General features: G+C 63.7%; 10 protein-coding genes. All 10 read left to right on the top strand.

Translation table 11 applies throughout. The features are described 5' to 3' along the window. The coding region (gene tssH / locus AC1DYI_RS17155) for a type VI secretion system ATPase TssH (protein ID WP_477205348.1) at positions 1-2,502 on the top strand (2,502 nt) is incomplete at its 5' end. Positions 2,503-2,555: 53 nt separating this feature from the next. Continuing rightward, positions 2,556-3,137, top strand: coding sequence for a hypothetical protein (locus tag AC1DYI_RS17160; protein WP_477205349.1), 582 nt, complete (start codon positions 2,556-2,558; stop codon positions 3,135-3,137). 70 nt (positions 3,138-3,207) lie between these two features. Continuing rightward, a complete protein-coding gene (locus tag AC1DYI_RS17165) occupies positions 3,208-3,708 on the top strand; it encodes a hypothetical protein (RefSeq protein ID WP_477205350.1) in 501 nt (166 codons plus the stop codon). Positions 3,709-3,822: 114 nt separating this feature from the next. Beyond that, complete coding sequence (locus tag AC1DYI_RS17170) at positions 3,823-6,129, top strand: type VI secretion system Vgr family protein (protein WP_477205351.1); 2,307 nt, start codon at positions 3,823-3,825, stop codon at positions 6,127-6,129. A 9-nt stretch (positions 6,130-6,138) separates the two neighbouring features. Continuing rightward, positions 6,139-6,615 (top strand): DUF6484 domain-containing protein, encoded by a 477-nt coding sequence (locus AC1DYI_RS17175; protein ID WP_477205352.1) that lies wholly within the window; start codon positions 6,139-6,141, stop codon positions 6,613-6,615. Between the two features lie 16 nt (positions 6,616-6,631). Then, positions 6,632-7,732: a DUF2169 family type VI secretion system accessory protein gene (locus tag AC1DYI_RS17180; protein ID WP_477205353.1), complete on the top strand. Its 1,101-nt coding sequence runs from the start codon at positions 6,632-6,634 to the stop codon at positions 7,730-7,732. Then, positions 7,729-8,742 carry a hypothetical protein gene (locus AC1DYI_RS17185; RefSeq protein WP_477205354.1) on the top strand — a complete coding sequence of 338 codons (1,014 nt, stop codon included), beginning with the start codon at positions 7,729-7,731 and terminating at the stop codon, positions 8,740-8,742. The genes AC1DYI_RS17180 and AC1DYI_RS17185 overlap by 4 nt, the downstream gene beginning before the upstream one ends. Beyond that, positions 8,742-9,704 carry a DUF4150 domain-containing protein gene (locus AC1DYI_RS17190; RefSeq protein ID WP_477205355.1) on the top strand — a complete coding sequence of 321 codons (963 nt, stop codon included), beginning with the start codon at positions 8,742-8,744 and terminating at the stop codon, positions 9,702-9,704. The genes AC1DYI_RS17185 and AC1DYI_RS17190 overlap by 1 nt, the downstream gene beginning before the upstream one ends. Positions 9,705-9,714: 10 nt before the next feature. Beyond that, positions 9,715-10,641 (top strand): hypothetical protein, encoded by a 927-nt coding sequence (locus AC1DYI_RS17195; RefSeq protein ID WP_477205356.1) that lies wholly within the window; start codon positions 9,715-9,717, stop codon positions 10,639-10,641. 120 nt (positions 10,642-10,761) lie between these two features. Continuing rightward, a partial coding sequence (locus tag AC1DYI_RS17200; RefSeq protein WP_477205357.1) for a hypothetical protein occupies positions 10,762-11,064 on the top strand: 303 nt, incomplete at its 3' end.

Below are 11,064 nucleotides of genomic sequence, written 5' to 3' on the forward strand. Positions count from 1 at the left end.
GACCTGCACCGCATCGTCAAGCACTATGGGCTCGACGCCTCGGTGCTGGCCAGCGACCTGACCACCGCGCTGGACCGCCTGCCACGCGGCGCGACCTCGATCACCGATTTGTCGAGCTGGGTCGAAAACGCGGTCGAGCGAGCCTGGGTCTACGCCTCTCTGATGTTCGGTGACGGCCAGGTGCGCACCGGTCACCTCATCGTCGGGCTGCTGAAGACGGCGTCGATGCGCAACGCGCTGCTGTCGATCTCGAAGCAGTTCGAGCGCGTCAAGATCGACGACCTGGCCGACCACTTCCACCGCGTGCTCGAAGGCTCGCCCGAGCAGAACCTGCGCGCCACCGACGGCGCTGCCGAGCCGGGCGAAGCCAGCGGCGCCATCTCGCCGGCGGCGATGGGCAAGCAAGAGGCGCTCAAGCGCTATGCGGTGGACTTGACCGAGCGGGCGCGCAACGGCGAGATCGACCCGATCGCCGGCCGCGACGAAGAGATCCGCCAGATCGTCGACATCCTGATGCGGCGGCGGCAGAACAACCCCATCCTCACCGGTGAGGCGGGTGTCGGCAAGACGGCGGTGGTCGAAGGCTTTGCGCTGCGCCTGGCTCAGGGCGACGTACCACCGCAGCTGAAAGACGTGTCGCTGTATTCGCTCGACATCGGCCTGCTGCAGGCCGGCGCCAGCATGAAAGGTGAGTTCGAGAGCCGGCTGCGCTCAGTCATCGACGAGGTGCAGGCGTCGCCCAAGCCCATCATCCTGTTCATCGACGAGGCGCACACCTTGATCGGCGCGGGCGGCGCGGCGGGCACCGGTGATGCGGCCAACCTGTTGAAGCCCGCCTTGGCTCGCGGCAAGCTGCGCACGATCGCCGCCACCACCTGGGCCGAGTACAAGAAGCACATCGAGAAAGACCCGGCGTTGACGCGACGCTTCCAGGTCGTTCAGGTGGGCGAGCCGAGCGAAGAGCGCGCGGTGTTGATGCTGCGTGGCGTGGCCAGCATCCTGGAAAAGCATCACCGCGTGGCGTTGCTGGACGAGGGCATCGAGGCGGCGGTGCGCTTGTCTCACCGCTACATCCCGGCGCGCCAGCTGCCCGACAAGGCGGTGAGCCTGCTCGACACCGCTTGCGCGCGTGTCGCGATCAGCCAGCATGCGACACCGCCCGAGCTCGAAGACTGCCAGCACCGCATCAGCGCGCTGCAGGTGGAGCAGGGCATCATCGATCGCGAAGGGGCGATCGGCATCGACGTGACCGAGCGCCGGCGCAAGGTGGCCGCGTCATTGGATGACGAACAGACCCGCCTCGCCATGCTGCAAGAGCGCTATGCGAAAGAGAAGGCGCTCGTCGACCGGGTGCTCGAAATCCGCGCCACGCTGCGCGGCGAAGAGGGTGTGGAGTCGCCGCCGCCTGCCGAGCGCGACAAGCTGCTGGCGGAACTGGCCGGGCTGCAAAGCCAGCTGCACACGCTGCAAGGCGAAGACCCGTTGATCCTACCGACGGTGGACGAGCAGGCCGTGGCCAGCGTGGTTCAGGACTGGACGGGCATCCCCGTCGGCCGCATGGTGAAGAACGAGGTCGAGGCGGTGCTGAAGCTCGCCGACACGCTGAACCAGCGCGTCGTCGGCCAGACCCACGCGCTGGAGACAATCGCCCGGCGCATCCAGACCTCGCGCGCGCGGCTGGACAACCCGAACAAGCCGATCGGCGTGTTCATGCTCTGCGGCACCTCGGGCGTCGGCAAGACCGAGACCGCGCTGGCACTGGCGGAAGCGCTGTACGGCGGCGAGCAGAACGTGATCACGATCAACATGAGCGAGTACCAGGAGGCGCACACCGTCTCCACGCTCAAAGGTGCGCCCCCGGGCTATGTGGGCTACGGCGAAGGCGGCGTGCTGACTGAAGCCGTGCGCCGCCGGCCCTACAGCGTGGTGCTGTTGGACGAGGTGGAGAAAGCCCACTCCGATGTGCATGAGCTGTTCTTCCAGGTCTTCGACAAAGGCTGGATGGAAGACGGCGAGGGCCGCTACATCGACTTCAAGAACACGATCATCCTGCTGACCAGCAACGCTGGCAGCGAGCTGATCATGAAGCTGTGCAAAGACCCGGAGCTGATGCCAGAGGCCGAAGCCATGGGCAAGGCGCTGCGCGAGCCGCTGTTGAAAGTCTTCCCCGCGGCGCTGCTGGGCCGCCTGGTCACTGTGCCCTATGTGCCGCTGAACGAACAGATGATGGGCCAGATCGTGCGCCTGCAACTCGGCCGCATCGGCCGGCGCATCCAGGACAACCACGGCGTGCCGTTCAGCTACGGCGACGACGTGGTCCAGCTCGTGGTCAGCCGCTGCCAGGAGGTGGAAAGCGGCGGCCGCGTGATCGACGCGATCCTCACCAACACCGTGCTGCCGCGCATCAGCCGCGAATACCTGACGCGGCTGTCCGAAGGGCGGTCGATCGGCCGCGTGGCGCTGGCGGTGAAAGAAGGCGACTTCGACTACGCGTTCGACTGACGGCCGCACGAACCGCGCAACAAGACCAAGCCAATCAGCACAAGGAGGGCGCGATGGCAACAGCGACCGTTCCCGGCCCGCTCGGGCTGGGCGAAAACAAGCCGGCGCCAGATGCTGGCACGCTGGCGCTGATCGAATCGCCAGCGCCTCAAGCGGCAGGCGCTGCGGATGTGCCCGAAACTGACGCCCAGATTGAGGGCTTGGACTTGTCGGCAACCGCCAAGGCTGCGGCCTACGCGCTGAAGAAGGCCCACCCGACGGTCAGTTTCACCAGCGGCCGCCGCGACAAGGCCGACCAGGCGCGGGCGATGGCCAGCAACGTGGTCAAGAACCGCAAGTGGATCGAAGAGACCTACGCGAAGAGCGACCTGCGCAAGCAGTGCCAGGACTGGGTGGATGCAAATCCTGACAAGAAAACCCAGGCAGAAATCACCGAAGGCCTGCTGTCGGTGTTCAATAGCGCGAGTGACGCCGATCTCGGCAAGTTCAGCAAACACCTGTCGGGCGACGCTTTCGACGTACAGCCGGTCGACAAGGACGCCGATGCGATCAAGAAGACCATTCGTGGGCTCACGGGCCTGGACAAGTTTCTCGACACCGAGGGTGGCCTCGTCCGCTGGCACGCGCAGTTCTGAGCTGGGCCACCGCCTCTTGGCGTGGTGCGGCGCCTGGGCTTGCGCGCTTGGCCTGGCTGCCTGCACGCCGATGGCGCCGGCACCTGCGGCCGGCGTGGCGCCGGCCTGCGAGTCGCTGGGCGACGTGACCAGCGTCAATCGGCAGACGGCTGGCGAGCTGCAGCGCAGAGTCGAATCTGGCGCTTTGTTCGGTGCCGCCGCGGCGGGCACCGGCGTCCAGAGCTGCAGCATCTGGCACGCCGGGCGCTCGGTCGAGTTGCTGTACCGCTTTCGTAGCGGCGGCCAGTTCACCGCCAAGCGCGACCCGGTCATCGAGTTGACCGAGCAGCGCGCGAAGCTGGCGCTGCCGCTGGCGGAAGATGCTTTGCGCGTGCTCGGCCAGGCAGAGCGGCAGGCCTTCGGCGAGCAGGGCTGCGGTATCGACTGGGCTCACCCCGACACCGAAGCCGCTAAGAGTGAACCCGGCGCGACCGACACGGTCTGGCATGGCGAGTCGTGCAACTGCCGGGCCAGGGCCCGGCGCGATGCCTTGGGCACGGTGATCGAGCTGGCATTGACCAGCGCGTGCTGAGCGCGCTCCCGGGCGGCCCCTCGTTTCCTCAAGGGCCAGTGACTTTCGTCGCTTTACCCGCTGGGTGGCGGGCGGCTACCGTCCGGCCACACGCTGCGTCGTGTTCCCCACGCCATGCCCAGCCCTTGCCAGCTCAAGACCCCGCTTGCCCCCGACCTGCTGCGCGTGCAGTCGTGCGTTTCGCGCGAGGGCATGAGCGAGCTGGGCGAGATACAGCTGGTCTTGCTGAGCGAGAAGAAAGACATCGCGCCCGATGACCTGCTGGGCAAGCCGGTCACGCTGACGCTGGCCTTCCGCGACGACGCCAAACGCCACCTGAACGGCTATGTCGCGCGGTTCTCGCAAGGCGGCTTCGAAGGCAAATACTTCGTCTACCAGATGACGCTGCGGCCCTGGCTGTGGCTGCTGACGCGCACGGCTGACTGTCGCATCTTCCAGGACATGACGGTGCCMGACATCRTCAAGTCGGTGTTCGGCGACCACCCGGTGGCGCACTTCGAGCAGAAGCTGTTCCGCACCTACCGGCCGTGGACGTATTGCGTGCAGTACCGCGAGACCGACTTCAACTTCATTGCCCGGCTGCTGGAACACGAAGGCATCTACTGGTTCTTCGACCACACCGACGGCGACCACAAGCTGGTGCTGTGCGATTCGGCCAGCGCACACGACGCGGCGCCCGGTTGCGATTCGCTGCCGTTCTACGGCAACGTGAGCCAGGCGCCGCCACTGCTGGAGTACGTGAACCAGTGGTCGATGGCGCGCCACGTCAAGCCCGGCAAGGTGGTCATCACCGACTACGACTTCGAGCGTCCTTCCACCTCGCTGGAGACCAACCAGGCACGCAGCCGCAGCTACGACCTGTCCGACGGCGAGGTGTTCGACTACCCCGGTGGCTACATCCAGACGGGCCACGGCAGCCAGTACGCTGAAGACCGGCTCGACGAGATGCAGAGCCGCTACGAGGTCTTCAACGCCGGCACCAACGCGCAGGGCGTGTGCACCGGTAGCCTGCTGAAGCTCACCCGCCACCCGCGAGACGACCAGAACGCCGAGTACCTCGTCACCTCGACCCAGTTGCAGGTGCAGCAACCGGCCAACGAAGCGGGCGAGGGCGGTGAGGCTCGGCTGATGTGCGGCTTCGGCGCGATCGTCTCGAGCCAGCAATACCGCCCGCCGCGCCGCACGCCCAAGCCGCATGTGGCGGGGCCGCAGACGGCGACTGTCACTGGCCCAGGGGGCGAAGAGATCTTCACCGACAAGTACGGCCGGGTGAAGGTGCAGTTTCACTGGGACCGGCGCGGCCAGCGCAACGAGAAGAGCTCATGCTGGGTCAGCGTGGCCTACCCGTGGGCCGGCTCGAACTTCGGCGGCATCCACATCCCGCGCATCGGCCAGGAAGTGGTCGTCAGCTTCCTCGAAGGCGACCCCGACGCACCGCTGATCATCGGCCGCACCTACAACGGCGAGAACCTGCCGCCCTGGGACCTGCCCGCCAATGCCACGCAAAGCGGCTTCCTGACCCGCTCCAGCAAGGGCGGCGGTTATGGCAACGCCAACGCCATCCGCTTCGAAGACAAGGCCGGCAGCGAACAGCTCTGGATCCACGCCGAGAAGAACCAGGACATCGAGGTCGAGAACGACGAGACGCACTGGGTCGGCCACGACCGCACCAAGACGATCGACAACGACGAGACGACGCACGTCAAGCACGACCGGACCGAGACCGTCGACAACAACGAGAYGATCACGATCGGTGTCGACCGCACCGAAAAGGTCGGCAGCAACGAGAAGATCAGCATCGGGGCCAACCGGACCGAGGACGTGGGCGCCAACGAGACCATCTCGATCACTGCCAACCGCTCGGAGACCGTGGGCGGCAACGAGACGATCGGGATCACTGGCAACAGGTCGATCACAGTGAGCGCGAGCGAAACCGCGACAGTCGCGCTACAGCGTACCCACGCTGTCGGCATCAACGAGACGATTGCCATTGGTGCCGCGCAGGAAATTGYGATCGGCGCTGCACAGGTGGTGGCTGTTGGCGCGGCACAGTCGATTACTGTCGGGCTGAATCAATCGACGAACGTCGGCGTGAACCAAAGCACCGATGTTGGAGCCAAGCAGACCAACAACATCGGCGGAGACCGATCGGTGACCGTTGGAGGCTCTCAAAGCACGAAGGTCGGCAAAGGGCGAATCACGTCGGTGGCCGATGACGATGCGCTGAAGGTTGGCAAGAAGTGCGTCGTGGAGGCCGGTGAGTCTGTCGTAATCACCGCGGGAAAGGCAAGTATCACACTTAAGAATGACGGCACGATCCAAATCAACGGCAAGGACATCAGCGTTGACGGCTCCGGAAAAATTGAGGCGAAGGCGTCAAACAACATCGTGATGAAGGGTTCGAAGATCCTTCACAACTGAGGCAAGGCTATGGGCGGCAGGGAGAAGTTCGAAGCACTGGCGGCAGGAGTCGCCATGATGGGTTGCCCGATCGAGGTCAGCGAGCTGGTGGCGCTCGTCGATGAAGGTCGCACCCCGATGGTGATCGACCCAGCGCAGGCCGAAGGTCAGCTGCTGCGTGCGCGCTCGCTGATTGATCTTCACGCTGCGCATGTTGGCCGGCAGGTGCTGTTGGCGTTCGTGGGCGGCGACCCCACTCAACCCGTCGTGCTGGGCCTGCTGCACGGAGACGTGTCGCAACCCCTGCAAGCGGCGCCTGGACAGGTGCAGATGGACGTGGACGGTGAGAGGCTGGTCATCAAGGCACGTCAACAACTGGTCTTGAGGTGCGGCAAAGCCAGCATCACCCTGACGCAATCGGGCAAGGTTCTGATTGAAGGGGCCTATGTGCTCAGCCGGTCGAGCGGCGTCAATCGCTTGAAGGGTGGCTCGGTGCAGATCAATTAATGTCTACCGAGTCGACGTGCAAGTCATTTCCAATCGGCCCTCCACGCATCAGCTTTGGCTCGCGCGAGACAAGCACGGTCGCGAGCACTACTGCATCGTTGTCAAGATCACTTATGCGCTGCGCTTCGACGGGGCGCCGCTTGAGGTTGCCGACGTTCAACGTCCCGTCGTGCCGGCTGATGTGTACCGAGGCGACGCAGGCTCGACTAGCCTGCTGATAGCGCACGACGTCGCTCTGCACAAGCCGTTGACGGATTTCGTTGTTGTCGGAGATGCGTGTGCGCCGGGTCACACACCCGTTAGGGAACTTACCGCGCGGGTCGTCGTGGAAGGGGCGCTTGACAAGTCCATCCGCGTCATTGGCGATCGACGTTGGGAGGATGGAATCTTTGGACTCTCGCCCAATGAGCCGGCGCCGTTCAGGGCCATGCCGGTGGTCTTCGAGCGCGCCTACGGGGGCACTTACAGGGATCCTGATGACGAGAACGTCATGACGTGCTGGCGCGAAAACCTGGTGGGTGTCGGTCACCACGACGGCTTACCGGCGCGCTTGTTTGTAGGCTCGTCGCTGCCGAATCTGGAAGATCCGGGGCGCCACATCAGTTCCTGGGGCGACAGAACAGGGAGCATGTGCTTCTCGTATGTCAGTCCGCATTGGGCCTCTCGAGCAAGGTTCGCCGGCACCTATGACCAGACTTGGCTGGACGAACGCTACCCGCTGCTGCCGTTGAACTATGACGCCAGGTTCGAGCAGAGCGCCCCGCCTGACCAGCAGCTGAACTCGATCCAAGACGGCCAAAGTGTCGCCATGCTCAACATGCATTCGACGGGAGTGATCAGGTTTCGCCTGCCGGCGATGGATCTTCCGATTACTTTCCTGGCAAAGGATGAGCCTGACTTGCACACAGTGGCACGACCGGACGCTGTTGCCGTGCTCTGTAACGAAGACGTCGTCACTCTGACTTGGCGTGCATCCTTGCCTTGTAGACGGAAGTTCCACGCGCTGCGCAAGGTCGTGATCGGAGATCGGTCCGCGCATTGGTTTGCTCTGCAGCGCAGTTCCAAGCCCTATTACCCAGGCCTGGGCGCGCTTTGCAAGGCGGAATTGGCGCGATGATCACGGTCTCGCACGCAGGAATGGTGACGGCGCTTGGGAATGACTACGCCTCATCCTGTGCCGCGATTCGCGCTGGCCTCTCGGCCTTCGATGATGTTCCGTTCATCATCGAGTCAGGTCCGGTGGTGGCAGCCCCGGCTCGATACTTGACCGGCCGCGCACTCGGGGTTGAGTTGTTGGCGGAGCTGGCAGCGTTGGCTATCGAAGATGCCGGTGCCGTCGACTTGGCGCGCACATCGCTCATCGTCCTTTGCCTGCCCGAACCGTCGCGCGCGGACTGGGGTGAATCTCACTCGAATCGGTTTCTGGCGGCGCTGCAGGCGCGGCTCGGCTTCCAACTGCGCCGCCGGGCCGTCATCGAGTCGGGGCCGGTGTCTGCAACGGTCGCCCTGATGTCCTGTAGGGACGCGATTGCCCAGGACGTTCGGCTGCAGTGTCTGGTTGTCGGCGTCGACTCGCTGATCAATGCACCGATGCTTGATCGCCTTCATCGCGAGCAGCGGCTCAAGACGACCGGCAATCCGGATGGCCTGATACCGGGGGAAGCGGCGGCCTGCCTTGTCGTTGAGTCTGTTCATTCGTCGGCGCGTGGTCTGAAGCTCTGGGGAATCGGGTTCGGGCTCGAATCGGCGACCGTAAGAAGCGACGAGCCGGTCCTGGGTCACGGTCTGGCTCAGGCGATGAAGAACGCGCTGGCAGATGCACGCTGCACGATGACCGAAGTTTCCTTCAGGGTCAGTGACATGACCGGGGAGCGGTACGCATTCGCTGATGCCAACTACGCACTGGCCCGCGTTCTTCGCGAACGTAAGCCAATCTTCGAAATTATCCATCTGATGGATTCGCTCGGATCGACGGGAGCAGCGGCGGGTGCATGCCAACTGGCATATCTCAAGTACCTGTACGACAGGGGCATTGCCCCCGCGACGGCAGCGTTTTGCGAATCGTCGTCCGACGACGGCCAACGGGCTGTCATCGTGGCTGCAGGTCATGTACTGGACCATGCTTGATGGCAAACAATGTTTTTGCCAATGGCATGGAGATCGCCTGCAAGGCTGGCGACGGCAAGGTGATTGCGGCCTTTCCGGACGTCTGCCTCAGTCCGCCGTCTCCGCCAGCCGGGCCGGTGCCTATTCCGTATCCCGTGACGTCGTATGCTTCAGACACTCAGGACGGTTCTCGCACTGTGGTGATCAGCGGACAGGAGTGCATGTTAAAGAGCACTTCCTACTACAAAAAATGCACAGGTGACGAAGCGGCGACGAAGTCGCTCGGTATGGGTGTCGTGAGCCACAACATCCAGGGCAAAACCTACTTTGCCGCCTGGTCTTCCGATGTGAAGTTCGAAGGCGAAAACGTCGACCGCCATGGTGACCTGACCAATTCGAATGGGCAGAGCACGACCAATCAGGTGGGGCAAGTCAACTTCGATTCCAGCACGTTCGATCGACTGGGTAGTTGTGATGGGGTGAGTGAGGAGTTTCGGCTCGTGCCCTACAGGTCCAAGCGTTCGGGAAAGAACAACGCATATTCTTGCCCCAAGCCCCAAACGGGCCACCATCTCGTGCCGGGTCACCTGATGAATCCCACATCGTCGGGGCGGTACCGTGCGGGCAATGGATCCTGCCATCACAATACCGCGCCGGTCATATGTGCCGTCGGAAAGAGTCAGTTCTTTGGCAGCCACTACATGGGCCACTATCCGGCTGACGGCTGGGAGGCGCTCTTGAGTGCAAGTGGCCAACAGTACCCTTACTCCGAGGCATTGGAGAATTCCGCGCACTCCGCAGGCATGATTGTCAACGGCAAGCCGTTGGAGCCAGGAGACGAAGGCTACGACTGCGTAAAGGCGCAGATCGACGACTATTTCGAGAAATGCGGTATTAATGAAACCGACCAGTTCCAGCCCGCATCGAGTGGCCTGGTCACCGACTTTGCACGCGGGCTTCCCCCTGCGCCTAGAGTCCCTTGACTGACCTTTTATGGCAAAAGCAGTCCATAGCATCGAATTCACCCGCGCGGCCTGGCTGTCCGCCGACCATTTCATTCTCGGCGGACACCTTCCGGCCTATCCCGATGCGCGTGTGACGCGCATCGTTGAGTATCGGCAAGGGCAGTGGTCTCAGCTGGCCGATCTGCCGGAGATCGTGGCATCGCTCAGCGTGAGCCACGCGCGGGGCATCCCCACAATCCACGCCATGTTGCGCAATGGGGTCATTCACAGCTGGACGGAAGGCAAGCATCACGTCGAGGTCATTGATCGCAATCGACATTTGTTCTTCAACGAGTTGAAAGAAGTCGGGGGCTGCCTGTTTGCTTGCGGCGCAGGACACCAAGTGTTCCGGCGCATCGAATTGGGCTGGAGCCCGATCGACGTAGGCATTTTCATAGACCCGAAGGCCGGTCGCAGCCAAGCCATGCTGGCCACGCGTTCCGTCCTGACCAGCATTGACGGGCAAGCGGCTGACAGCCTGTTCGTGGTCGGAGCCAGCGGCGTAATCATGTATTTCGATGGTGCGAGCTGGTCGTCGACGGAGTCGCCGACGAACCTTGGCCTGATGCGTATCCGCCGGGTGGGAGACCGGATGTTGGCGTGTGGCTATCACGGACTGGTCGTGGAGGGCGGCAAAGATGGCTGGCGAATTCTTCATCACCAGCACGGCAGCCCTTCGCTGTTTGACATCGCGACCTTCGGCGATCGGGTGTTCCTGGCGTCCGAGTTTTCGTTGTTCGAGCTGCGTGGCAGCGCGTTGTCGGAAGTGGATGTGCCGACACGCGCTGAACCGACGTTTGGTTCGCTGTCGGGGGATGAATCCACTGGGTTGGTCTCCGTGGGCGGCGAAGACTTGTTTACGTTCAATGGTGAACGGTGGTCGCGTCTGGAATGCCCGTGGAACGCGGAGCTGTGACGGATCGTAGGAGGCGTTTCGTCTGCCCGTGAATCGGTGACGCTGCCATGACTTTCGGTCATTGCGCCAATGAAGTGGGCGGGCAAGCATCGGAGTGCTACTTTTCGATGATGCCTTGCCATGTCTCCAATCGCCAGTTCCGACGACCAGACCGACCGTCCGGAAGAGCCGGCCGTGCCCGCCGCGAATGGCGCGTTGCCGCCTGAAACGGACGACGACGCCACCCGCATCGCACCGGTCAAGCCCGCCGCTCAACCCAAGCCGCCCCGCCGCGAAACCCCACGCCTCCCCGCCGGCGAAACCCTGCCTGGCGGCGCCCACGCCGGCGATCCCACCATCCGCCAGGTCGGCCGCTACGAGATCCGCGAACGGCTGGGCCGCGGTGGCATGGCCACGGTGTTCAAGGCGCACGATCCGCAGATC

Source organism: Ideonella sp. P3_A4, from assembly GCF_056403075.1.